The sequence below is a fragment of the Pseudomonas sp. GOM7 genome, assembly GCF_026723825.1.
GTDB lineage: Bacteria > Pseudomonadota > Gammaproteobacteria > Pseudomonadales > Pseudomonadaceae > Aquipseudomonas.
In genome coordinates this window covers 3,110,442-3,134,295 of sequence record NZ_CP113519.1, presented here as the reverse complement: position 1 = coordinate 3,134,295, position 23,854 = coordinate 3,110,442, and the positions used below count along the sequence as shown (strand labels likewise).

24 protein-coding genes are annotated in these 23,854 nt (G+C 62.8%); 14 read left to right on the top strand and 10 right to left on the bottom strand.

Annotated features, from left to right (window positions below; translation table 11 throughout):
* The first annotated feature begins 11 nt into the window (after window positions 1–11).
* On the top strand, window positions 12–1,202 hold the full coding sequence (locus OU800_RS13760) for an acetyl-CoA C-acyltransferase (protein ID WP_268177852.1): 1,191 nt from the start codon (window positions 12–14) through the stop codon (window positions 1,200–1,202).
* 84 nt (window positions 1,203–1,286) lie between these two features.
* Window positions 1,287–2,414, top strand: a complete 1,128-nt coding sequence (locus OU800_RS13755; RefSeq protein ID WP_268177850.1) for an acyl-CoA dehydrogenase family protein — start codon at window positions 1,287–1,289, stop codon at window positions 2,412–2,414.
* Between the two features lie 188 nt (window positions 2,415–2,602).
* Here the strand turns inward: OU800_RS13755 and OU800_RS13750 are convergent, their stop codons facing one another.
* Both OU800_RS13750 and OU800_RS13745 read right to left on the bottom strand, forming a co-directional pair.
* Entirely contained in the window at window positions 2,603–3,640 is a 1,038-nt protein-coding gene (locus OU800_RS13750) for a lipase secretion chaperone (protein ID WP_268177849.1), read from the bottom strand.
* Between the two features lie 61 nt (window positions 3,641–3,701).
* The gene (locus OU800_RS13745; protein ID WP_268177848.1) at window positions 3,702–4,664 is read right to left on the bottom strand and encodes a triacylglycerol lipase; all 963 of its coding nucleotides are present in this window, start codon (window positions 4,662–4,664) and stop codon (window positions 3,702–3,704) included.
* 485 nt (window positions 4,665–5,149) lie between these two features.
* Between OU800_RS13745 and OU800_RS13740 the strand changes: the two genes are divergently transcribed.
* Complete coding sequence (locus OU800_RS13740; RefSeq protein WP_268177847.1) at window positions 5,150–5,458, top strand: class I SAM-dependent methyltransferase; 309 nt, start codon at window positions 5,150–5,152, stop codon at window positions 5,456–5,458.
* Window positions 5,459–5,541: 83 nt separating this feature from the next.
* Here OU800_RS13740 and greB read toward each other — a convergent pair whose 3' ends face one another.
* From greB to OU800_RS13725, 3 genes are all read right to left on the bottom strand, one after another.
* Window positions 5,542–6,039, bottom strand: a complete 498-nt coding sequence (gene greB / locus OU800_RS13735) for a transcription elongation factor GreB (protein ID WP_268177846.1) — start codon at window positions 6,037–6,039, stop codon at window positions 5,542–5,544.
* A 197-nt stretch (window positions 6,040–6,236) separates the two neighbouring features.
* Window positions 6,237–8,741, bottom strand: a complete 2,505-nt coding sequence (locus tag OU800_RS13730) for an ABC transporter permease (protein ID WP_268177845.1) — start codon at window positions 8,739–8,741, stop codon at window positions 6,237–6,239.
* Window positions 8,741–9,424, bottom strand: coding sequence for an ABC transporter ATP-binding protein (locus tag OU800_RS13725; RefSeq protein WP_268177844.1), 684 nt, complete (start codon window positions 9,422–9,424; stop codon window positions 8,741–8,743). Before OU800_RS13725 ends, OU800_RS13730 begins: the two co-directional genes overlap by 1 nt.
* Window positions 9,425–9,434: 10 nt before the next feature.
* On the opposite strand from OU800_RS13725, the gene OU800_RS13720 reads away from it, so the two are divergent.
* The 3 genes from OU800_RS13720 to OU800_RS13710 all read left to right on the top strand — a co-directional run bounded on the left by OU800_RS13720 (window position 9,435) and on the right by OU800_RS13710 (window position 11,409).
* Window positions 9,435–10,040 carry an arylesterase gene (locus tag OU800_RS13720; RefSeq protein ID WP_268177843.1) on the top strand — a complete coding sequence of 202 codons (606 nt, stop codon included), beginning with the start codon at window positions 9,435–9,437 and terminating at the stop codon, window positions 10,038–10,040.
* Window positions 10,041–10,096: 56 nt separating this feature from the next.
* Window positions 10,097–10,378, top strand: coding sequence for a hypothetical protein (locus OU800_RS13715; protein ID WP_268177841.1), 282 nt, complete (start codon window positions 10,097–10,099; stop codon window positions 10,376–10,378).
* A gap of 71 nt (window positions 10,379–10,449) precedes the next feature.
* Complete coding sequence (locus tag OU800_RS13710) at window positions 10,450–11,409, top strand: L,D-transpeptidase family protein (protein WP_268177839.1); 960 nt, start codon at window positions 10,450–10,452, stop codon at window positions 11,407–11,409.
* Between the two features lie 418 nt (window positions 11,410–11,827).
* Here the strand turns inward: OU800_RS13710 and oprI are convergent, their stop codons facing one another.
* Window positions 11,828–12,079: an outer membrane lipoprotei OprI gene (oprI, locus tag OU800_RS13705; protein ID WP_003239826.1), complete on the bottom strand. Its 252-nt coding sequence runs from the start codon at window positions 12,077–12,079 to the stop codon at window positions 11,828–11,830.
* A gap of 281 nt (window positions 12,080–12,360) precedes the next feature.
* Here oprI and OU800_RS13700 point away from each other — a divergent pair, with 281 nt between their 5' ends.
* A complete protein-coding gene (locus tag OU800_RS13700; protein ID WP_268177837.1) occupies window positions 12,361–13,737 on the top strand; it encodes a GntP family permease in 1,377 nt (458 codons plus the stop codon).
* Between the two features lie 169 nt (window positions 13,738–13,906).
* Window positions 13,907–14,185, top strand: a complete 279-nt coding sequence (locus OU800_RS13695) for a GNAT family N-acetyltransferase (RefSeq protein WP_268177835.1) — start codon at window positions 13,907–13,909, stop codon at window positions 14,183–14,185.
* Window positions 14,186–14,246: 61 nt separating this feature from the next.
* On the opposite strand, the gene OU800_RS13690 is transcribed toward OU800_RS13695, so the two are convergent.
* The gene (locus OU800_RS13690) at window positions 14,247–15,323 is read right to left on the bottom strand and encodes a 3-deoxy-7-phosphoheptulonate synthase (protein WP_268177834.1); all 1,077 of its coding nucleotides are present in this window, start codon (window positions 15,321–15,323) and stop codon (window positions 14,247–14,249) included.
* Between the two features lie 164 nt (window positions 15,324–15,487).
* Complete coding sequence (locus OU800_RS13685) at window positions 15,488–15,901, bottom strand: PilZ domain-containing protein (RefSeq protein WP_268177833.1); 414 nt, start codon at window positions 15,899–15,901, stop codon at window positions 15,488–15,490.
* Here OU800_RS13685 and OU800_RS13680 point away from each other — a divergent pair.
* From OU800_RS13680 to cysB, 5 genes are all read left to right on the top strand, one after another.
* Complete coding sequence (locus OU800_RS13680; protein ID WP_268177832.1) at window positions 15,900–16,286, top strand: thioredoxin; 387 nt, start codon at window positions 15,900–15,902, stop codon at window positions 16,284–16,286. The two genes, OU800_RS13685 and OU800_RS13680, sit on opposite strands and share 2 nt — an antisense overlap.
* Window positions 16,286–17,242, top strand: coding sequence for a putative 2-dehydropantoate 2-reductase (locus tag OU800_RS13675; RefSeq protein WP_268177831.1), 957 nt, complete (start codon window positions 16,286–16,288; stop codon window positions 17,240–17,242). The genes OU800_RS13680 and OU800_RS13675 overlap by 1 nt, the downstream gene beginning before the upstream one ends.
* Window positions 17,243–17,245: 3 nt before the next feature.
* Entirely contained in the window at window positions 17,246–18,151 is a 906-nt protein-coding gene (locus tag OU800_RS13670; RefSeq protein ID WP_268177830.1) for a 5'-nucleotidase, read from the top strand.
* A 169-nt stretch (window positions 18,152–18,320) separates the two neighbouring features.
* Complete coding sequence (locus OU800_RS13665) at window positions 18,321–18,821, top strand: universal stress protein (protein WP_268177829.1); 501 nt, start codon at window positions 18,321–18,323, stop codon at window positions 18,819–18,821.
* Window positions 18,822–19,091: 270 nt separating this feature from the next.
* Window positions 19,092–20,066, top strand: coding sequence for an HTH-type transcriptional regulator CysB (gene cysB / locus OU800_RS13660; protein ID WP_268177828.1), 975 nt, complete (start codon window positions 19,092–19,094; stop codon window positions 20,064–20,066).
* A 1,005-nt stretch (window positions 20,067–21,071) separates the two neighbouring features.
* Here the strand turns inward: cysB and OU800_RS13655 are convergent.
* Window positions 21,072–21,692, bottom strand: coding sequence for a phosphoadenosine phosphosulfate reductase domain-containing protein (locus OU800_RS13655; RefSeq protein ID WP_268177827.1), 621 nt, complete (start codon window positions 21,690–21,692; stop codon window positions 21,072–21,074).
* Between the two features lie 175 nt (window positions 21,693–21,867).
* On the opposite strand from OU800_RS13655, the gene thrH reads away from it, so the two are divergent.
* Window positions 21,868–22,485 carry a bifunctional phosphoserine phosphatase/homoserine phosphotransferase ThrH gene (gene thrH / locus OU800_RS13650; RefSeq protein WP_268177826.1) on the top strand — a complete coding sequence of 206 codons (618 nt, stop codon included), beginning with the start codon at window positions 21,868–21,870 and terminating at the stop codon, window positions 22,483–22,485.
* Between the two features lie 12 nt (window positions 22,486–22,497).
* Here the strand turns inward: thrH and pabB are convergent, their stop codons facing one another.
* The gene (gene pabB / locus OU800_RS13645; RefSeq protein ID WP_268177825.1) at window positions 22,498–23,841 is read right to left on the bottom strand and encodes an aminodeoxychorismate synthase component I; all 1,344 of its coding nucleotides are present in this window, start codon (window positions 23,839–23,841) and stop codon (window positions 22,498–22,500) included.
* Window positions 23,842–23,854 lie beyond the last annotated feature (13 nt).

Below are 23,854 nucleotides of genomic sequence, written 5' to 3'. Positions count from 1 at the left end.
CAGGTGAACTCATGAATCAGCAACTCGATCCCATCGTCATTGTCAGCGCCGCGCGCACCCCCATGGGCGGCTTTCTCGGTGATTTGGCCGGCCTTACGGCGGCCGAACTCGGTGCAGCGGCCATACGAGCGACACTGGAGCGTGTCGGCCTCGCCGCCGAAGCGGTGGATACCGTGCTGATGGGCTGCGTGCTGCAAGCCGGCCAGGGCCAGGCCCCGGCGCGTCAGGCTGCTTTGGGTGCCGGGCTGAGCCAGGCGGCGCAGTGCACCACGCTGAACAAGATGTGCGGCTCCGGCATGCAGGCGCTGATGCTCGGCCATGACCAGTTGCTCGCCGGCAGCGCCGACGTGCTGGTGGCTGGCGGTATGGAGAGCATGTCCAACGCGCCATACCTGCTGGCGCGCGCCCGTAGCGGCTATCGCATGGGCCATGGCCAGGTGCTCGACCATATGTTCCTCGACGGTCTGGAAGACGCCTACGAACGTGGCCGGCTGATGGGCACCTTCGCCGAGGATTGCGCCGAGCAGTATCGCTTCAGTCGCGAGGAACAGGACGCCTATGCCCTGGAGTCGCTGCGCCGCGCCCAGCTAGCGATAGCGGACGGTTCGTTCGCAGGCGAGATCGTTGCCGTGGAGGCGCCGCAAGGGCGTGAGCGGCGCCTGGTGGATACCGACGAGCAGCCGCCCAAAGCCCGGCCGGACAAGATTCCCAGCCTGAAACCGGCGTTCCGCGAAGGCGGTACGGTGACGGCGGCCAATGCCAGCTCCATTTCCGATGGCGCCGCCGCGTTGCTACTGATGCGTCTGTCCGAGGCGCAGGAGCGCGGTCTGAAGCCGCTGGCGCGTATCGTCGGTCATGCCGGTCATGCACAGGCACCGAACCTGTTCACCACCGCGCCGGTGGCAGCGATCCAACGTTTGCTGGCGCGTACCGAATGGGCCTTGGAGACGGTCGATCTGTTCGAGATCAACGAGGCCTTTGCCGTGGTGCCCATGGTGGCCATGCGCGAGCTGGGCATCGACCACGACAAACTCAACGTACACGGCGGCGCCTGCGCCCTGGGCCACCCCATCGGCGCCTCCGGCGCGCGCATTCTGGTGACCCTGCTGGCGGCGCTGCAGCAGCGCGGGCTCAAGCGTGGGGTTGCCTCAGTGTGCATCGGCGGCGGCGAGGCCACTGCCGTGGCCATCGAGTTGTATTGAATCGACCCGTAGGGTGCGCTGTGCGCACCGAGTGTTTCCGCCAACCAGTGGTGCGCACGGCGCACCCTACGCCCGGAGCCAGCGATGCTGCCCAGAGAAGAAGAAATCCTCATCCGCGATATGGCCCGCCAGTTCGCTCAGGAGCGGCTGAAACCCTTCGCTGCCGACTGGGATCGCGAGCATCGTTTCCCCGCCGAGGCCATCGCCGAGATGGGCCAACTGGGTTTCATGGGCATGTTGGTGCCCGAGCAGTGGGGCGGTGCCGAGACGGGGCATCTGGCTTACGCCATGGCGCTGGAGGAAATTGCTGCCGGTGATGGCGCCTGCTCCACCATCATGAGCGTGCATAACTCGGTGGGTTGCATGCCGATCCTCAAATACGGCAGCGAAGAGCAGAAACAGCGCTTTCTCCGCCCGCTGGCCGAAGGCCGCATGCTTGGCGCCTTCGCCCTCACCGAGCCGCAAGCCGGCTCCGATGCCAGCGACCTGCGCACCCGTGCGCGGCGCGACAGCGAGCATTACCTGCTTGATGGCGCCAAGCAGTTCATTACTTCCGGCAATCACGCCAGCATGGTCATCGTCTTCGCCGTCACCGACCCGCAAGCGGGCAAGAAGGGCATCAGCGCTTTTATCGTGCCCACCGATACCCCCGGTTTCTCCGTGGTGCGGGTGGAGGACAAGCTCGGCCAGCATGCCTCCGATACCTGCCAACTGCAGCTCGATGGTGTGCGTATTCCGGCCAGCCTGCGCTTGGGTGAGGAGGGGGAGGGCTATCGCATTGCCCTGGCCAACCTGGAAGGCGGGCGCATCGGCATTGCCGCACAGGCGGTGGGCATGGCGCGAGCGGCGTTCGAGGCGGCGCGCGATTACGCCCGGGAACGGGTGACCTTCGGCAAGCCGATCATCGAGCACCAGGCGGTGGCCTTCCGCCTGGCCGACATGGCCACGCAGATCGCCGTGGCGCGGCAGATGGTGCATCACGCCGCCAGCCTGCGCGAGGCGGGCCAGCCCTGCCTGAGCGAGGCCTCGATGGCCAAGCTGTTCGCCTCGGAGATGGCCGAGCGGGTGTGCTCGGCGGCGATCCAGACCCTGGGCGGCTATGGCTACCTCAAGGACTTCCCGGTCGAGCGTATCTACCGCGACGTTCGTGTCTGCCAGATCTACGAAGGCACCAGCGATGTACAACGCATGGTGATCGCACGCGGTTTGTAGGGTGCGCTATGCGCACCGGGGGTTGCGCCGTTGCCGAGGGCAATAAACCCTCTTCCCCAACCCCTCTCTCCCAAGTGGGAGAGGGGCGCGGATTTGCGTCGTGTTCAAGTCTCGGCGCTCGCTCAGGTGGTGCGCACGGCGCACCCTAGAACCTCGCTTCAATCGAAATATTGCCGAGCCGCTGCCGTTCAGCCTTCCTTGCGCGATTTGGCTAGCTGTTCGACGGCTTGCAGACGCAGGCGTTCGTGCTCGTCGAAACGCTCGGCGGCCAGCGTGTCGATGGCCGCTGCACGGTCGCTGGCGCTGAGGCCTTCATTGTTCTGAATGCGTGCCTTGGCAGCCAGGTAGTCGTCCACGCGCTTTTGCCATTGCTGTCGTTGCTGATCGAGCGCCTCCAGGCGTGCAGTGGCCTCGGCACCCACCAGTTGCTGGCGCATCTGGCGGATCTGTGCGGCGCTGGCACCTTCGGCCTGCAGGCGCGCGGTGTGCTGGCGCAGTTCCTGTTGCAGCTCGGGCAGCACGGCCTCCTGCAGCTCTGCTGGCAGGCTGGCGCGCAGGCGGTCGATGGCCTGGCCCTTGGCTTCGTCGCTTAGGCTCGTGTCCTGACGGATGGCCAGGCGCTCCAGGGTGAAGCGGTTGTAACCCTCTTCATTGGCGAAGAAGGCCTGGTGCGTCTCGGCATCGAACAGGCGTGCGCGCAGGGTCTGCACGGCATTCTCACGCTGGCGCAGAGCATCCAGATTGGGGAGTTGTGGCAGGTCACGCTCGAGCAAGACCAGTTCGCGTTTGTAGTCGAGGTACTGATCGAGCAAGGTCTGGGCACGCGAGCGCGCCGGCTCGGCGAGCTGGCTGTCGATATAGGTACGTAGACGCCCGACGCTGGCAGCCAGGCTTTCTTCGCCAATACTGGCGAGGAAGTAGTCGAACAGACGGCGGATATCTTCGCTGATGATCAGGTTACCGGCAGCGTCTACCCGCAGGCTGCCATCGACTTCGGTACCGATGAACGAGCGCGGCAGATTCAGCTTGCTGGCCTGGCTGGTGCTCGTCTGAGTGGGCGTGGGTGCGTTGCGGGTGATGGGTGCACTGTCGTCTGGCGGCGTCACCTGGGCAGTGACAGGCTTGGCGACGGCCTCATGTTCGGTATCGGCCGCAGGTTGCAGATAGAGCATCAGTGCCAGGCTGGCGGCGAAGAGCAGGGGAAGCAGCAGAGCGAGTCTTTTCACGAAAGCGTCCTGAGCAGCACAAAGGGCCAGCCAGCCGTGCTGACTGGCCCTCGTGGGGGGATTACAGCCCGGCGTTCTTCAGACGATTGGCGTGCTGACGGTAGACGGTTACCGGGTCGGTCTCGAACAGGCTGGTCAGGCCCATGGTCTGGTTGACCTCGTCGAGATGGTTCATCCGATAGTTGTCGCGAATCACCTGGCCCATGTGCGAGCTGCAACGCCCGACCAGACCGTCGTTGTCCTCGCCTTTGAAGGTCAGCGCGGCGGAACCGAGCAGCAGGTCGCTGGGGTCGAGCGGGTTGGTCAGCGGGCTGGTGCCGCTCCAGGAGTAGTAGCGAATGCCATTGACGCTATAGGCGCCTTCGCCACAGGCGCTGGTCGGCAGGCCTTGTGGGAACTTGGCGTTGAAGCGTGCCGCCCCTTCGCTGTTGAGCGACTCCAGCGAGCCCAGGGCGTTCTGCTCCCTGTCGCTGGGGCCGCCAGAGAAGAAGTTGATCATCGCACCGAGGCCGTTGACCATACCTACCAGGATCGGGGTGGCAGCCGGGCCGATAGGGCCTTCGCTGAGCTCCTTGAGGAAGTCGGCGGCAGCCGAGCCCTTGTGCGGAGCGCCGACGCTGGTGACCGAGGCGACCAGATCCGGGCGTACAGCGGCAACGTAGCGGGTGGTCGGGCCGCCATGACTGTGGCCGATCAGGTTGACCTTGGGCTTGCCGCTGATGGCGACGATTTCCTCGACCTGCCGCAGCAATTGCTCACCACGGGCTTCGGAGGTGTCCAACTGGCTGACTTCGGTGACGTAGACGCTGGCGCCGTCGCGACGCAGGGCATCAGGAATGCCATACCAGTAATCGACGCCGTAGATGTCGTCGAAACCGAGCATGCCGTGACCGAGGACGATGGGGTAGCGGGTCTGGGTATAGCCGGTGGAGCCAGAGGCGCCGAACCAGGCAGCCTGCGTCTGAGCGCAGGTCAACAGGCCGGCACCGAGGCAGAGGGCGAGCAGGGTCTTGTTTTTGTTCATGGGTGCTCTCGTGTTGAATTGGGGGCACTTTGCAGGCACATCCTGTGCTGATTCGTGGCCTTCCTTGCTGACAATGGCACGGCAGGAAACGTGCCATCATCACGGCATCTCCGGGGAATGGCCGGCTGGAGCGGCTTTGTCGGTATTGGCGAGTTTACTGTGGGGATCGTGCAGGCATCTTCTTGTTACACCCAGAAACGCCGCACCTGACAAGGCGTGTAGGGGACTGGGAACCACTTGAAGGCTGTAGGGTGCTTCGGAAGGGGTGAGCCAATCGAAGGTTGGCTGTATTGGCGGTGATTGGTGTTTCGGCTGTCATCTTGACGCTGCCATGTGGCTTCTCTAGGATGCCGCTCTGCGCCGATTTAAACAGCTACTTGCGGGGCGCCAGAGGGAGTCGCGAGACGCCTGAAATTCCGCTAAAGCGCTGGTTCGGTGTCGCCTCTCACCGCTGCCCAGCGGGAAGAAGAGGCGGAGACTCGACCATGACCTGTCCCCAATTGCATATTCGCCTGGCGCCCATCACTTCGGGCCTGCCGCTGCGCAATCCACGCATTCTCCTTGGCGGTAGCCATCAGCCCACGCTGCTGCGCTATCTCGAGGGTTGGCCCAAGCGCTGGCGCGGGCCCCATGCCTTTCGCATCCAGTTCGTGCAGAACGACGAATCGCTGGCACGCTTTGCGCGTGACAGTTTCGACCTGGCCGTGGTGCAGGCACCCACCGCCGAACAGCGGGACGCGACCATCGCCGAGCTGGTCAGGGTGGCGCGTCAGGGGCTGATCACCCGGCGCTGATCCTTGCCCTAGGTGTAGGAGCGAGTTCTGCTCGCGAAGCTTCATGAGCGCCAATGTTCGCGAATCGGGCTCGCTCCCGGAGTCTAGGGGTAGTCGATCTCGACGATATAGCAGGTCTTCTCGCCGGTTGGCGTGTGTACTCGCACTTCGGCGTCCAGGGGCTTGCCGACCAGGGCGCGCGCCAGCGGTGAATCGATGCTGATCAGGCCCAGCTTGAGATCCAGCTCGTCCGGGCCGACGATGCGGTAGCGTGACTGTTCGCCTTCTTCGTCCTCGATGGTGACCCAGGCGCCGAAGTAGACCTTGTTGGGATCCGATGGCCGTTCGCTGACCACCTTGAGCTTTTCCAGGCGCTTGCTGAGAAAACGCACACGGCTGTCGATCTCGCGCAGCATCTTCTTGCCGTAGGTGTACTCGGCGTTCTCCGAGCGATCCCCTTGTGCGGCGGCCTCGCTGACGGCCTGGGTTACCTGGGGGCGACGCACATGCCAGAGCTCGTGCAGCTCGGCGCGCAGGCGCGCTTCGCCTTCGGGGGTGATCAGCGGTGTACCGGCAGGGCGGGGGGGGCGATAACGGCTCATGGCGACTCGGCTGCTGAAGGGGGCGCCAGTCTAGCAAACCCCTTGTCTAGCAGGCCGTTGAAAAAACGTAGGTGAGGCAGTCAGTGCAAGGCAAAAACAGCCGAAAAAGCGCAGTTTACGTGTTGTAAATGAGCATTTTGAGGCTGTTTTTAACGCAGCAATGGCAACGTAGGTAGTTTTTCAACAGCCTGCTAGCCTTAACCTTCGCGCAACACGTTGAGCGGGCTGGCGTTGAGCGCACGGCGCGTACCCAGTACACCGGCGCTGCCTACCAGCAAGGCGCCGATCACAGGCAGCAGCAATAACCAGGGGTGTGGTTGCCAGGCGATATCGAAGGCATAGCGGTACAGCAGCAGGCTCACCAGCTCGCAGCCCAGTGCCGCCAACAGTCCCGCCGCCGCGCCGAGCAGGCCGAACTCGGCCCTTCGGGCCTGCATCAGCAGGCGCCGCTCGGCCCCCAGGGCACGCAACAGGGCACCCTGGCGGATGCGCTCGTCGAGTGTGGATTGCAGGCCCGCGAGCAACACGGTGACGCCGGCCGCCAGGACGAACAACAGCACGTATTCGATGGCCAGGGTGACCTGGGCGAGGATGCTGCGCAGTTGCCCCAGCACGGCCTCGACCTGCAGCAGGGTGACGCTGGGGAAAGCGCGGCTGAGGGCGACCAGGTCAGCATCATGGCCGGGCGGCAGGTAGAAGCTGGTGAGGTAGGTGGTCGGCAGATCCTGCAAAGTCTGCGGCTCGAAGATCATGTAGAAGTTGGGCTGGAAGCTGTCCCAGTCCACCTCGCGCAGGCTGCTGACCTGGGCTTCGCGCTCGATGCCGCCGACGTTGAAGCGCAGGCGGTCACCCAGCTTGAGTTTCAGGCTTTCGGCCAGTTCGGCTTCCACCGATACGCCTGGCAGTTCACTGTGACTTTCCGGCGACCACCACTGGCCGCTGCTGATGCGGTTGCTGCTCGGCAACTGCTCGGCCCAGGTCAGGCTCAGATCGCGCTGCACGGCGCGCTCGCCACGGCTGTCCTTGCTGACGATCTGCCTGACCGGCTCGTCGTTGATCGCTACCAGGCGGCCCGGTACCACCGGGTACAGCGGCGCTGGGTGTGGCGACAGTTCGGCCAGGCGCGCGGCGAAGGCATCGCGCTCGGCTGGCAGCACGTTGAGGGCGAAATGATTGGGGGCATCGGCGGGCAACTGTTCCTGCCAGGTGTCGAGCAACTCGCCACGCAACAGGGCGATCAGCGCCATGGCCAGCAGGATCAGGCCGAAGGCCAGGGCTTGCCCGGCTGCTGCCAGCGGGTGGCGTAGCAACTGGCCCAGGCCCAGGCGCCAGGGCAGGGCGGAGCGTTGCAGCAGGCGACGCAGGCTCTGCAGGCCGGCGAGCAGCAAGCCACCGAGCAGGAGCGTGGTGATTAGCCCACCGCCGAGCAGCGCCAGGGTCAGGCGCAGATCCAGACTCAGGCGCCACATGATCAGGCCCAGCGCCAGCAAAGCTGCGCCGTAGATCAACCAGGAACTGGCCGGTACTGGCAGCACGTCGCGACGCAGCACGCGCAGCGGTGGCACCCGGCCCAGCGCGGCCAGTGGCGGCAGGGCGAAGCCCGCCAGCGCCACCAGACCGGTAGCCATGCCCGCCAGCGCCGGCCAGATACCGGCAGGCGGCAGATCATCCGGCACCAGGCCGCGCAGCAGGTGAAACAGCACGTACTGGCCGAACCAGCCGATCAGGGCGCCGAGCAGGCAGGCCAGCAGCCCCAGCAAGGCCAGTTGCAGGCTGAACAGGCCGAGGGCTTCACGGCGTGACAGGCCCAGGCAGCGCAGCAGGGCGCTGGCATCGAAGCGTCGGCTGGCGAAGCGTGAGGCCGACAGGGCCACGGCAACCCCCGCGAGCAGTACGGCGGCCAGGCTGGCCAGATTCAAATAGCGCTCGGCGCGGCCCAGGGCACCGCCCACCTGGCGATTGCCGACGCGGGCGTCCTCCAGGCGCTGGTTGGGTTGCAGGCCGGGTTCCACGGCTTGCCGATAGGCTGCCAGGGCCTGGCCGTCGCCGCGCCAGAGTTCTCGGTAGGTGACGCGGCTGCCTGGTTGCACCACTTCGGTGGCAGCCAGGTCGGCGAGGTTGATCAGCACTCTCGGCGTGAGGCTATAAAAGTCGCCAGCGTTGGCTGGGTCGTAGGTCAGCACCCGACTCAGGCGCAGGCGTTTGGCGCCAATCTCGATCTCGTCGCCCACGGCAATGCCCAAGGCCACCATCAGACGCGCTTCGGCCCAGGCTTCGCCGGGGGCGGGAAGCTGCCCGGGGCGCTGTGCCTGGTAGGGGGCGGCGGCACTGCGCAACTCGCCGCGCAGGGGGTAGGCCTCGTCGGCTGCCTTGATGCTGGCAAGCTGAATGCCGTCGCCGGCGGCCACCACGCTGGAGAACTCGACCAGGTGTGAGTGCTGCAGGCCCAGGCGTTTGCCGGCCTCGATCTGTTCTTCCGTGGCCGGCGTGCTGCCGCTCAGGCGCAGGTCGGCGGCGAGGAACTCGCTGGCGCGCAGGAGCATGGCATCGTTCAGCCGTGCGCTGAAATAGCCGATGGCGCTACTGGCTGCCACGGCCACCAGCAAGGCGAAGAACAGTACGCGCAACTCGCCGGAGCGAGCCTCACGCCACAACTGGCGGCTGGCCAGTGTCAGCAGGCGGGCGAAGGACAGGCGGGTCATCAGGGCTGTACCTGGTCGATCAGGTGGCCGGCTTCGAGGCGGATCAGGCGCTGGCAGCGATGAGCCAGGCGTTCGTCATGGGTAACCAGCACCAGGGTGGTACCGCGCTCCTGATTGAGGGCGAACAGTAGATCGCTGATGCGCTCGCCGGTCTGGGTGTCGAGGTTGCCGGTGGGTTCGTCGGCGAACAGCACGTCCGGGTCTGCGGCGAAGGCGCGGGCGATGGCCACGCGCTGCTGCTCGCCACCGGACAACTGGCGCGGGTAGTGCGACAGGCGCTGGCCCAGGCCGACTCGTTCGAGCAGGGCGCGGGCACGCTGGCGGGCATCGGCGTGGCCTTCGAGCTCCATCGGCAGCATGACATTTTCCAGCGCATTGAGGCTGTCGAGCAACTGGAAGGACTGGAACACGAAGCCGACATGCTCGGCACGCAGGCGGGCGCGCCGATCCTCGTCGAGCTGGCTGAGGTCCTGGCCGGCCAGCAGCACGCTGCCGGCGCTGGGCAGGTCTAGCCCGGCGAGCAGGCCGAGCAGGGTGGACTTGCCCGAGCCGGAACTGCCGACGATGGCCAGGCTGTCGCCCTTTTCCAGGTTCAGGTCGAGATCATGGAGGATGGTCAGCTCGCCTTCCGCGCTGCTGACCACTTTGCTAAGGTTCCGCGCAGCGAGAATGCTCGAAGTCATGGAGAATCCAATGCGTGCATGGTGGCTGAGTGGTGCCTTGGCCCTGCTGTTCTGGGCCCAGGGGGCGGTTGCAGGCACCCTGCTTGTGGTCGGCGATAGTATCAGCGCCGCTTTTGGCCTGGATAGTCGCCAGGGTTGGCTGGCGTTGCTGGAAAAACGCCTTTCGGACGAGGGTTTCGACCATCGCGTGGTCAATGCCTCGATCAGTGGCGATACCAGCGCAGGCGGCTTGGCGCGGCTGCCAGCGCTGCTCGCTGAGCATCACCCTGAAGTGGTGATCATCGAATTGGGAGGTAACGATGGCCTGCGTGGCCAGCCGCCTGCGCAATTGCAACAGAATCTTGCGTCGATGGTCGAGCAGTCGCAGCAGGCTGGGGCCAAGGTACTCATTTTGGGGATGAGGTTGCCACCGAATTATGGCGCGCGTTACACCGCCGCCTTCGCTCAGGTGTTCGATGACGTGGCGCAGGCGTATCAGGTCGCCCTGGTGCCGTTCTTCCTCGAGGGCGTCGGCGGGGTGCCGGGGATGATGCAGGCCGATGGCATCCATCCGAATGTCGCGGCTCAGCCAGTACTGCTCGATAACGCTTGGCCAGCTCTCGAGCCGCTGCTCTGAGGCTTTTCCCGCCAGGGCCTTTCGGCTAATGTGGCGACCCCGCCCCGGAGCTACAGATGCCGCGTCCTGCCTGGTCTATTCATGCCTACCAGCTTATCGAGCCGGACGAACAGCTCGATCTGTTCGCCTGTCGCGAAGTGCGTCTGCACCTGGTGGCTCGGCAGTTGCGCCTGGGCGGCCATGCCGACCGTACTCTGTGTGGTGGACTGTTGCCGGCGCAACCCCGTTGGCGAGCGCTGCAAAGCGAGTCGCTGCGCGATCGGCGCCTCTGCCCGGATTGTCTGGCGATGCTGCAGACGCAGCGTCAGGGCCTGTGCTCCAACTGGGCGGATGGCTGATGGCTGCCTAGGCTTCAGGCTGCGGTGTACAATCGACTTCACTCAACTTTCAACCCATCAAGGATTCCCGGATGTTGTCGCGATTCTCTGCGGTCAACCGTTGTCTCGCTGTGCTGGCTCTGTGCTCCAGTACTGCCGTTCAGGCGCTCGAATTTCCCCTGCCTCCTCCTGGCGAGGACATCGTCGGTCAGGTGCAGGTAGTCAAGGCCAAGTACGAGGACACCTTCGCCGATCTGGGTACGGCCAATAACCTGGGCTATCTGGAAATGGTGGCGGCCAACCCGGGTGTCGATCCTTGGTTGCCGGGCGAAGGCAAGGAGGTCGTCCTGCCGACTCGCTTCATCCTGCCGCCTGGCCCACGCGAGGGGATCGTGATCAATCTCGCTGAGTACCGCCTGTACTACTACCCGAAAGACAAGAACGTGGTGTACACCTTCCCGCTCGGCATCGGCCGTGAGGGTTGGGGCTCTCCGCTTGGCACCGGGCGCATTACCGCCAAGACGCCAAACCCGGCCTGGTACCCACCCAAGTCCATCCGCGAGGAGCATGCGGCAGACGGCGATCCGCTGCCGACCATGGTGCCGCCGGGGCCGGACAACCCGCTGGGCCCTTACAAGATGTCTCTGTCCTTCCCTGGCTACCTGATCCACGGTTCAAACAAGAAGTTCGGTATCGGCATGCAGGTCAGCCATGGCTGCTTCCGCATGTTCAACCACAACGTCCTGGAACTGGCGGCGATGGCGCCGGTAAATACGCCGGTGCGTATCATCAACGAGCCCTACAAGTTCGGCCTCAGTGGCGGCAAGGTGTACTTGGAGGCGCACGCCCCGCTGAACGAAAAAGGCGAGCCCTCGGTGGTGGACAAGCACACTGCGGTGATCAATGCGTTGCTCAAGCGTGACGATCTCACTGGCTTGCGCCTGGACTGGGACAGCGTGCGTGAAGTCGTCGCGGCCGAAGATGGCTTGCCGGTGGTCATCGCCCAGGCCAGTGGTGGCGTGGTTGCTAGCAGCGAACAGCCGTCGTTCTGAGCCTGATGCCCCGAAAAGCCCGCCCATGTTCGCATCGGCGGGTTTTTTATTGCCTAGCCGCCAGGGATGGGACGAATTGCCGAGGGCAATTTTTGACGTCGCTTGCGACGGCCCGAAGGGTGTCACCAAGGCGGGGCAGGCAACAAAAAAATTGCCGGGAGCAGTTTTTGACGTCACTTGCGACGGCCCGAAGGGTGTCACCAAGGCGGGGCAGACAACAAAAAATTGCCGGGAGCAATTTTTGACGTCGCTTGCGACGGCTCGAAGGGTGTCACCAAGGCGGGGCAGGCAACAAAAAATTGCCAGGAGCAATTTTTGACGTCGCTTGCGACGGCCCGAAGGGTTGCCGCCAGGGATGGCAGGCAACAAAAAAGCCGACCCGGTTGCCCGGATCGGCTTTCTGAAAAGCCCGTCGCTATTACTTGCGGCTAGCTTTTTCCAGCATGCGCAGAGCGCGCTCGTTGGCTTCGTCAGCGGTCTGCTGAGCCTTCTGAGCAGCAGCCAGAGCTTCATCGGCCTTGCGGTAGGCTTCATCGGCACGGGCTTGAGCGCGAGCAGCAGCGTCTTCGGTAGCAGTCAGACGAGCTTCGGTTTCTTTGGACATGCTGCTGCAGCCAGTAGCCAGAACAGCGGCCAGAGCCAGAGCAGAGAATTTCAGAACGTTGTTCATCGTGTTCCCCTTAAGGTGGAGTTTTCCATAAAAAGCAATTTCCCTACTTTGGGAAATTAGCCGGCGTACATACTACCTGTTAGTTCCAGTAAGTAAACTGAGTGAAGGCAAGAGTGACATCTTTTTTTCACTCTCTGAGTGACGCAGCACGCGCCGCTGCAGTGGTTTGTACAAAAAACAAACAAAAAGTCGCTGGCTCGACTTAAAGAGGGTGCAGTAGGTTAGGTCGGCGATGCCGCAAGGCCAGCGCAATCCAACTACAACAATAAGGGGCTTAAAAGATGCTGGGTAACTTGGGCTTGTTAGTGGGGCTGGCGCTGTTGATCTTCATGGCGCTGCGTGGGGTGAACATCTTCATCGCTGCGCTGCTGTGCGCGATCCTGGTGGCCTTGACCAATGCGGTGCAGGTGCCCAAGGCATTGCTGGAGTATTTTCCGTTTGGCCCACTGGGAGCCTTTACCTTCGCTGGCAAGTTCTTCGTGCTGTTTCTCTGTGGCGCCATCTTCGGCAAGGTGATGGCTGCCAGCCAGGCTGCCAGCAGCATTGCTCAGGCCATTACGCGTGGCTTGGGCACGCAACGCACGCTGTGGGTGGCAATGCTGGTCTGCGCAGTGCTGACCTATGGTGGTGTGGTGGTGTTCGTGGTGATCTTCACCATGTACCCCTTGGGGATTTCCCTGATGCGCGAGGCCAATCTGCCCAAGCGCCTGTTCTGTGGCGCCATTGCTCTTGGCGCGGGAAGCTTCACCATGACCGCGCTGCCGGGCTCGCCATCGATCCATAACGTAATTGCCGCCAGCGCTCTGGGCACTGATCTGTTCGCCGGAGCCTGGATCGGCCTGCTGGCGAGCCTGCTGATGGTCGGGCTGGGCATGGCCTACCTGCAGCGTGAGTGGCGCCTGGCCCGTGAGCGCGGCGAGGGCTTCGAGGCCAATGCTCAGGACGAGCGCATGGCGCACTTGGCCGGCACGCCTGGCAGCGGGCCGCACTGGGGGATGGCGGTGATGCCGATCGTCGCCGTCCTGGGCATCATTTTGCTGCCGCGTCTTTTGGCGCTGTCCGGTATGGTCGTGGCGGGCGATGGGATGCTCGGCGGGCTGCTGGCGTTCAGTCAGGCGCAACCGATCCTCTGGCCCAGTCTGGCGTTGGTGCTGGCTACCGGCCTGGCGATCCTGATGTTCCCGGCGTTGCGCCGCAACCTGTTGCAGACGCTGGGGCAGGGCGCGGATGATGCGATCATGCCGCTGCTCAACACCGCGGCTGTGATCGGCTTTGGTGGGGTGGTAACGCAGACGCCGGGTTTCGCCCAGTTCGCTCAGTGGATCGTCTCGGTCGAGCTGCCGCCGTTGCTTTCGGTATTCGCTTCGGTCAGCGTGGTTTCGGGTATCGTTGGTTCGTCATCGGGCGGCCTGCAAATCTTCATGCAGACGCTGGCACCGCGTTATCTGGAAATGGGCATCGAGCCGGAGATATTGCACCGTATCGCCAATATCGCCGCCGGTGGGCTCGATTCGTTGCCGCATTGCGGCGCGGTCATCGCCCTGCTGATGATCATGGGCCTGACCCACAAGCAGGCCTACAAGGATATCTTCGTCATCACCGTGCTGATTCCTGTGGTCGCCTGCCTGGCCTGTATTGCCGTCTTGAGCCTTGTGTAAGTGGTTGATTACGCATGACTGTTACCCACGTGCCCTGCTAAGCTGCAAGGATTGCAGATTGTTGCAGGGCAGGTTTCAGGCATTTCCGGCCGCTGGCCGTCGAGTAGCAGAAGGTTGCCGCTGCACCGAGGCGCTTCGGAGAAAGCGTACGACGGACAGAGGAGTTGATATGAGCGAAGCGTTATCCATTCATCACGATGAGGCCAGTCATCAGTTCGTGACCACCGTCGACGGTGATCGCGCCTACCTGGCCTACATGGATCTGGGCAAGCAGACGCTGGATATCTACCGCACCTTCGTGCCCAACTCCCTGCGCGGCCGTGGCATCGCCGCAGCCTTGACCGAGCACGCCCTGCGCTATGCCGAAAACCGAGGCTATACCGTGATCCCGTCCTGCTCCTACGTCGAGCGCTACCTGGAGCGTCGCCAGCGCCATCAGGTGAGCTGAACGTTCAGGGCACAGAAAAACGCCGGGCAATGCCCGGCGTTTTCGTTTGCGCATGAAGCGCTCAGCTACGCTGGCGCTTGGGCAGTACATCCTTGAGTTTGGCATGCATGCTGCGCAGCGCCTTCTCGGTGGTGTCCCAGTCGATGCAGGCGTCGGTGATGGACACACCGTACTTGAGGTCGCAGAGGTTCTTCGGAATCGACTGGTTGCCCCAGCCCAGGTGGCTTTCCACCATCAGGCCAACGATGGAGTTGTTGCCTTCGAGGATCTGGTTGGCGACGTTCTCCATCACCAGCGGTTGCAGGGCCGGATCCTTGTTGGAGTTGGCGTGGCTGCAGTCGACCATGATGTTCGGGCGGATGCCGGCCTTGGTCAGTTCCTGCTCGCAAATGGCAACGCTGACCGAATCATAGTTGGGTTTGCCGTTGCCGCCGCGCAGCACCACATGGCCATAGGCGTTGCCCTTGGTGGTGACGATGGAGACGCCACCCTGGGGATTGATGCCGAGGAAACGGTGCGGGCTGGATACCGATTGCAGAGCGTTGATGGCCACCGTCAGGCCGCCATCGGTGCCGTTCTTGAAACCGACGGCCGAGGACAGGCCGGAGGCCATCTCGCGGTGGGTCTGCGATTCGGTGGTGCGGGCGCCGATGGCCGACCAGCTAATCAGATCCTGCAGGTATTGCGGGGAGATCGGGTCGAGCGCTTCGGTGGCGGTGGGCAGGCCCATCTCGGCGAGATCGAGCAGCAGCTTGCGACCGATGTGCAGGCCATCCTGGATCTTGAACGAGTCGTCGAGGTAGGGATCGTTGATCAGGCCTTTCCAGCCCACGGTGGTACGCGGCTTCTCGAAGTACACGCGCATCACCAGGAACAATGTGTCGGAAACCTCGGCAGCCAGCACCTTGAGGCGCTCGGCATATTCATGTGCGGCCTTGATGTCATGGATGGAGCAGGGGCCGACCACGACGAACAGACGGTGATCGCTGCCGTCGAGGATGTCACGCACCACCTGGCGACCGTTGGCGACGGTCTCTTGCGCCGCATCGGTCAGGGGAATTTCGCGCTTGAGCTGATCCGGGGTGATCAGCGTTTCATTGGAGGCGACGTTGAGGTCGTTGATCGGTAAATCAGCCATCGTGCTTGTCATCAGGTCAGGGTCGTCGGGTCACGGGTGCAGGCCGCCAGCGTTCCCCTGGTATGGTAGACACGGCCAGTTCAAGCAGGGGGAGCCGAACCTTAGCGCGTAAGGCGCGGCGCGACAATGGGGCGAAGGGCCAATGAGGTCGATAGACGGACTCTTCAGGACAATTGCGGAAAGCCGGCGGCATGCTGGGCGATCCATTCCTGCGCGCAGTGTTCGATGGAGACGGGGGCGCCCTGGTGCCGTTCAAGCTGCTGCCGGTAATGCTGGATCTGGCACACTTGTTCGACCATACGCGCGCGAAACAGGGTGTCCTCGTCGGTGAAGGCGATGCCGACCAGATAGTCGTCGGCCTGACGCCGACACCAGGCGACGACGCCTGGGTAACGGGCCTGTTCGCCCAGCAGCGGGATGCGCATCTCTATTGCGGTACCGCGGCGAAAGGCGCGACTCGAGTTGCACGCCACCCCGCCGAGGCTGATATTGTGCAGTCTTTGTCGCGGGATATTGGCTTGCCTGCGCAGAACCAGTTCCACCGGCATGTCGCTGGGATGACGCAGAAATTTACGCATGAGCACTGACCTCGACTGCAGGCAAAGTGATATCAGTGACTCCAGTATAGCCATACAACTGGAGTTGACCGATCTGGATGCCGACCGACACTTGCTCGACCTCGACGGCATATCGCTGCTGATCTTCACTAGCATGGGCTGTGCCAGTTGTCGCTGGGCACGGCAGAGCCTGCCTGGCATGGGCCTTCCGGTGGATCGCCTGTGCTGGATCGATGCCGGGCACAATGCCGGTTTGGTGACGCGTTACGAAGTCTTTCATCTGCCTGCATTGTTCATCGTGCGAAACGGTCAATTTCATGGCGCCCTGTCGGCACCTCTCACGTCTTCCGAACTGATCACTGCCGTCGGCCACGCCCTGCGTCGCCCGGCTGAGGAGCTTCCCTGATGACCCTTAATCCCGCGCCACGTATCGGCATCATTGGCACTGGCGCCATTGGTGGCTTCTATGGCCTGCTGCTGGCACGTGCTGGTTTCGATGTGCATTTTCTCCTGCGCAGTGAGTACCCGGCCGTGGCTGCCAATGGCCTGCAGCTCAACAGCCAGGTGCATGGTGCGCTGCATCTGCAGCCGGTGCAGGCCTATCGCCATGCCGAGGACATGCCGGCCTGTGACTGGCTGCTGGTGGGCGCCAAGACCACGGCCAATGCCGAACTGGCCCCGCTGATCAATCAGGCAGCGGCGCCGGGTGCGCGCGTCGTGTTGCTGCAGAACGGCCTGGGCGTGGAGACGGCGCTGCGTCCCTTGCTGGACGACGGCCTGCATCTGCTCGGTGGCCTGTGCTACATCTGCGTTCACCGCAGTGCGCCAGGGGTAATCGAGCATCAGGCCCTGGGCGCCATCAACCTGGCCTACCACAGTGGCCCAGCCGAGGATGACGAGGCTCGGCGTAGCTTGGTGGACGAGGGCGCGGAACTGTTTCGCAAGGCGGGTCTGGATTCGCAGGCCATGGCCAAACTCGAACAGACCCGTTGGCAGAAGCTGGTGTGGAACGTGCCCTACAACGGCCTTTCGGTACTGCTCGATGCCGATACCAAGGCGATGATGGGCAATCCCAGCAGCCGTGCGCTGATCCGCGACCTGATGCTCGAGGTGGTGCAGGCCGCACAGGCGCTCGGTCACGACATGCCGGAGAACTATGCCGACAAGCTGCTGGCGGCCACCGAGCGCATGCCCGATTATCTGCCGAGCATGTACTACGATTTCGCCCAGCGCCGCCCGGCCGAACTGCAGGCCATCTACGCCACGCCGCTGGCAGCTGCCGCTGCGGCAGGGCAGGACATGCCCAAGGTGCGCGCACTGTATCAGGCTCTGCAGTTCTTGCAGGCGCGGCAGGAGGCATAGGTCATGGGCAAGGGGTTGGGCGACAAGCTGGTGTTGGCGATCTCCTCGCGGGCGCTGTTCGACCTCAGCGAGAGCCACCAGGTCTATGAAAGCGAAGGCGTTGAAGCCTACCGGCGTTACCAGATCGAGCACGAGGACGAAGTGCTGATGCCCGGTGATGCCTTCCCTCTGGTGGAGAAGTTGCTGGGGCTCAATGCTCGGCTCAGCGAGCAGCGCGTCGAGGTGATCCTGGTGTCGCGCAACAGTGCCGATACCGGCCTGCGCGCCTTCAATTCGATTCAGCACTATGGCCTGGGCATCTCCCGCGCTGCCTTCGTCGGTGGGCGCAGCCCCGACCCCTACCTGGCAGCGTTTGGTTGCCATCTGTTTCTCTCCACCCATGCCGATGACGTGCGCAGTGCCCTCAAGGCCGGCTTCGGGGCGGCGACGCTGCTTTCCGGTGGTTCGCGGCGGGCAGCGAGCAATGAGCTGCGCATCGCCTTCGATGGCGATGCCGTGTTGTTTTCCGACGATTCCGAGCGGGTCTACCAGAGTGGTGGGCTGCACGCTTTTCAGAACCATGAGCGTGACGCCGCCCGACAGGCCTTGCCAGGCGGGCCGTTCAAGCCCTTTCTTGCGGCGCTGCACCGCTTGCAGCAGGCCTTCCCTGAGGATGCCTGCCCGATTCGTACAGCCCTGGTCACGGCCCGCTCGGCGCCGGCACACGAGCGGGTGATTCGCACCCTGCGTGAGTGGAACATCCGCCTCGACGAGTCCTTCTTCCTCGGTGGCCTGGACAAGTCCGCGGTGCTGGAGGCATTTGCCGCCGATGTGTTCTTCGATGATCAGACGGGGCACTGCGAGGCCGCGCGGCAGGTGGTGGCAACGGGGCACGTGCCCCATGGCGTGAGCAATGAGCCGATTCCCTGAGTGCCTGTGCGAGCAGGCCTTCCCTCGAGGGGGCGTACCGTTACGAGGCTTGTCCTTGCGTCGATGACTTATAGCCATTCGTCCTGAATGGCTTGGCCAACCTTGCGTTATCCGCTGCGCTGCTACTCTCATTGATGGGCCCAAGTCAGAGTAGTCAAGGAGGCCGCACATGATCCGCTCGATACTTTACGCCACCGATCTTGGGCTCTATGCCTCTTATGTGCTGCAACATGCGCTGGCGTTGACGCGCAGCTTCAATGCCAATCTATATGTGGTGCATGCCGTGGAGCCGATGGGCTTGTTCGCCGAGTCCGTGCTGCAAACCTATCTCGATGACGACACGCTCAAGGAGCTGCGCAGCAATGGACTGGGCACGGTGATGTCGAGCATCGAGCAGCGCGTGCTCGAAGGTTTTCGCGACGAGCTCGGCGATGCTGCGCAGGATCTAGATCAGATCCGGGCGGTGCGGGTGATTCAGGGAGATCCGCCCACGGTGATTCTCGAAGAATCACAGAAACTCGGGGTGGATTTGCTGGTCGTAGGCAGTCACAGCCATGGTGCGGAAATGGCCGTGCCGCTGGGACGCACGGCGTCACGGCTGTTGCAGCTATCGGAGGTACCGGTGTATCTGGTGCCCATGTTGCAGCATCGAACCCATGGCGAAATCTGAGGAAGCTGACGTCTTCGTGCTCAGGCTCTAGCAGGCCGTTGAAAAACGTAGGCGAGGCAGCCAGTGCAAGGCAAAAGCAGCCGAAAAAGCGCGGTTTACGTGTTGTAAATGAGCATTTTGAGGCTGTTTTTAACGCAGCAATGGCAACGTAGGTAGTTTTTCAACAGCCTGCTAAGCAGAAAAACAATCTATATTTAGGCCATAAACCAATAATATGGTTATATGAATGCCGGCCATCACGAGCGGGCCGTTCAGCTTTGAGGGAAATCTATGAAGCTTCAGCAACTGCGCTACATCTGGGAAGTCGCGCATCACGATCTCAACGTGTCGGCCACGGCGCAGAGTCTGTATACCTCGCAGCCAGGGATCAGCAAGCAGATACGTCTGCTGGAGGATGAGCTGGGCGTTGAGGTTTTCGCTCGTAGTGGCAAGCATCTCACACGCGTCACTCCTGCCGGTGAGCGCATCATCACCACTGCAGGAGAAATCCTGCGCAAGGTCGAGAGCATCAAGCAGATCGCCCAGGAATTCTCCAACGAGAAGAAGGGCACGCTGTCCATCGCCACCACCCATACCCAGGCGCGCTATGCCTTGCCGCCGGTGATCAGCGCCTTCATCAAGCAGTACCCGGACGTATCCCTGCACATGCACCAGGGCACGCCGACCCAGATCGCCGAGATGGCTGCCGATGGCGTTGTCGACTTCGCCATCGCCACCGAGGGTCTGGAGCTGTTCAACGATCTGATCATGATGCCCTGCTACCGTTGGAACCGCTGTGTGGTGGTGCCGCAGGGCCACCCGCTGGCGAAGTTGCCCAAGCTCACCCTTGAAGCTCTGGCCGAGCACCCCATCGTCACCTACGTGTTCGGCTTCACCGGCCGTTCCAAGCTGGACGAGGCCTTCAATCATCGCGGCCTGACACCCAAAGTAGTGTTCACTGCCGCCGACGCCGACGTGATCAAGACCTACGTGCGCCTGGGGCTGGGAGTGGGCATCGTGGCCAAGATGGCGGTGGACGCCAGGCTCGATCCGGATCTGGTGGTGCTCGATGCCGACGAGCTGTTCGAGCCCAGCGTGACCAAGATCGGCTTCCGCCGCGGCACCTTCCTGCGTGGGTTCATGTGCGATTTCATCGAGCGCTTCGCCCCGCACCTGACCCGCGACATGCTGGCCAAGGCCGTGCAGTGCCACAACAAGACCGAACTGGAAGAGCTGTTCGAGGGTGTCGAACTGCCGATGCACTGAAGGTTCGCAACCCATGAAAAATGTTCTTCGCATTTTTGTGGGAATGTTTGGTTGATACAGGACTGGCAAGTTTGTGTGTTGGTTCTTCTTATGCCTGTTCCGAATTGCCGCGTTTTTGCTGATGTTTTTGGTTTCGCCCTCCCGGGCGAGTCACTTTTGACGGGCAAAAGTAACCAAAACCCTCCGCCCGGTCATCCGGCCCTCGCTGCGCGAGGGTTCGCTCACTCCATCGCCGTTCCAGAGGCCCGACCGGATGCGGCCCACCGACGGTGGGCCATCCATGGCCCATCGCGGCTTTCGCGGCATCCATGCCGCTCAACCTCTTCCACGACGATTGCGTTCGCCCTCCTGGGCGGGCTCTGCACGCGCCTGAACCTGCGGTAACCCAGAAGTAGCACGGAGTGGTTGCACATGAGGTCAGCCTTAGGGCTGACCGGGATGCCGGCTACAAGCCGGCAAACTGAAACTAAGCGAATGAAAGTTTTGGTTTAACCCGGCGGCCACGCCATGGTTTCACTGTTACCAGAGCACGCCGGGCATGCCCGGAACCAATGTACGTTCAGGCGCGCTAACTCCCCCTTCAGGAGGCCGAACGTAGGCATTGCGCAGGGGGCGAGCGGCATGGATGCCGCGAGATACCGATGGCGGCCCCGCGTAATGGGCCAGGGATGGCCCATGTACGCCGACCCCGGAGCGATGCCGGAGTGAGGGAAGTCGAGCGAAGCATGACGGGGACGCCTAGTTCCGGATGGCGGGGGTGCGTTTCTTTTGCTTACTTTTCTTTGCGCTGGGCGGCAATCCGAGTTCAAAGAAAAGTGAGTCGCCCGAGGGGGCGAAACAAGGAGTTTCCGAACACACCGAAGCGGCGTCCAGAACACCAACCAAGACAACGAGACCACACACAAACTTGCCAGTCCGTTATCAAGACTGACTTTCCCGAGATTCCGCGAAAAACCTGAAAAAATGGCGCCGTTACAGGCGCCATTTTTCGTTGCGAGGTAGCGATCAGTGACTCAGGTGCAGGCCGCACTCACGGTTGTCTTCGCCCTTGGTCGGGTCGTAGTAATCGAACTCGTTCGGCAGGTCATGGGCGACCAGATACTGGTAAAGATCCTTGGACGTCCAGTGCAGCAGCGGGGCGACCTTGATCAGGCCATCCGGGTTGATGCTGATGGGCTCCATCTGTGCACGCACGGCAGTATCGGTGGCGCGCAGCGCGGTGAACCAGACGCCGGGATTCATCTCGCGCAGGGCTCGGGTGAAGGGCTCTAGTTTTACCTCCTCGGTGAAGGCGGCATGGCGCGGATCGTCCAGAGCCGGTACCGGGCCTTCCAGCGCCTCACGGTGGGCGCGTGAGCGCTTGGGCAGGTAGGTAATCAGATTGAGGCCAAGCTTGCGCGTCACCTCGTCGGCGAAGCGGTAGGTGGCCTCGGTGTTGTAGCCGTTGTCCATCCAGACCACCGGAATGTCCGGTTTGACCTGGCTGACCATGTGCAGGATGACCGCCTCGAAGGGACGGAAGTTGGTGGTGCAGATGGCCGGCTTGCCCAGGCCGATGGCCCATTGCACCAGCTTTTCCGGTTGCTTGCCGTACTCGGCGTTGAGCGCGTCCAGATCGAGTTGCATGCTGAGGACTCCAGGTCGTAATACGTGAGGGCGTCGATGGTAGCAAAGGCTGGTTATGCAGCTAAATAACTAAGGCTGCGGTTGACCTGTTCGTTAGTTATAAGCAGTACGTTGCACGCCTCCAGGTGAGCCGCTAGAGTGCCGCTACTTGGCCAGCCCGAACGAGGAGTGTCCTGTGGAGATCGCATGTCTCGACCTGGAAGGCGTACTGGTTCCGGAAATCTGGATCGCGTTCGCGGAAAAAACCGGCATCGAGTCACTCAAGGTGACTACCCGCGACATCCCCGACTATGACGTGCTGATGCAGCAGCGCCTGCGCATCCTCGAGGAACATGGACTCAAGCTCAGGGACATTCAGGACGTGATTGCCACGCTCGAGCCGCTGCCGGGTGCCGTGGCTTTCGTAGATTGGCTGCGCGAACGCTTTCAGGTGGTGATCCTTTCCGACACCTTCTATGAATTCTCCCAGCCACTGATGCGTCAGCTTGGATTTCCGACCCTGCTGTGCCATCGCCTGATCACCGACGAGAATGATTCTGTGGTCAGCTACCAGTTGCGTCAGAAAGATCCCAAGCGTCAGGCGGTCATCGCCCTCAAGAGCCTGTATTACCGGGTGATCGCCGCCGGCGACTCGTACAACGACACCAGCATGCTCAGCGAGGCCCACGCCGGCATCCTGTTCCATGCGCCGGACAATGTGATCCGCGAGTTTCCGCAGTTCCCGGCGGTGCATACCTATGAGGATCTCCGGCAGGCATTCCTCGCCGCTTCTAACCGTAAACTGCAGCTATAGGCCTGTAGCGGCTTATAGCTCTTCGAGCGTTTGTAGCAGCACCTTCACCTTGGTGATCGATTCCTGGTACTCGGCCTGCCAGTGCGAGTCGGCGACGATGCCGCCGCCGCCCCAGCAACTGATGCGGCCATCCTTGGCCAGCAGGCTGCGAATGGCGATTGAACTGTCCATCTCGCCACGCACATCCAGATAGAGCAGCGAGCCGCAATAGAGGCTGCGACGGGTCGGTTCCAGCTCTTCGATGATCTGCATGGCGCGGATCTTCGGTGCGCCGGTGATGGAACCGCCGGGAAAGCCACCGGCAATCAGATCCAGTGCATCCTTGCCGGCGGCCAGCGTGCCGGTGATGCTGCTGACCAGATGATGCACGTTGGGGTAGCTTTCCAGCGCGAACAGCTCCGGCACCTGCACCGAGCCAATGCGGCAGCTACGTCCCAGGTCGTTGCGCAGCAAATCGACGATCATCAGGTTCTCCGCCCGATCCTTGCCGCTGGCCAGCAGCTCATCGGCGTGCGCGCGATCTTCGGCGAGATCTTTCGCTCGCGGGCGGGTGCCCTTGATCGGGCGGGTTTCCACCTGGCCCTGGCTGACTCTGAGGAAGCGTTCGGGCGACAGGCTGAGGATGGCGCCGCCGCCGCTCAGACTCTGGAAACCCGCGAAAGGCGTGGGGCAGGCCTGGCGCAAGGCCAGGTAGGCGCCCCAGGGATCGCCTTGATAAGTAGCTTGGAAACGCTGCGTATAGTTCACCTGATAGCAGTCACCGGCCAGGATATAGGCCTGAATGCGTTCGATGGCCGCCTGGTAATCGCATGCTGCGAGATCGGCACGAAAGGGCTGCAGGAGACGAAATGGCGCCGGCTCGGGGGTGGCCGGGGCGTTGAACAGGGTCAGCAGGCGCTGCCGTTCGTCGCCTGGCAGGCTGGGGTGGAAGACAAGCTGGCTGGTGCCCAACAGATGGTCGCTGATCAGCGCCCAGGCGTACAGGCCAAGGCCCGCGTCGGGTAGGTGCAGGTCATCCTCGGCTATGCTGGTTAGGTGCTCCAGGCGTCTGCCGAAGTCGTAGGCCAGATAACCGATCAGCCCGCCGGCAAAGGGGAGCTCGAGGTGTTCGGGAAGCTGGGCCTGACCCAGTTCATGTAGGGCCTGACGCAGGCGTTGAAGAAAGGCCTTGGCCGATTCGTCGGCAATGGGTGCCAGTTCTGCCAATGGCCAGGCGCTCATTAGGTCATAGCGTCCGCGAGTCGCCAGCGGTCGACCAGCATCTAGCAGTACGGCACCCGGAGCCTGGCGCAGGCGCTGGAAATAGCCGCTGGGATCGGGCTGGTAGGGCAAGGCATGAATTTGGCAGGTGAGCATGACGGCATGTCGG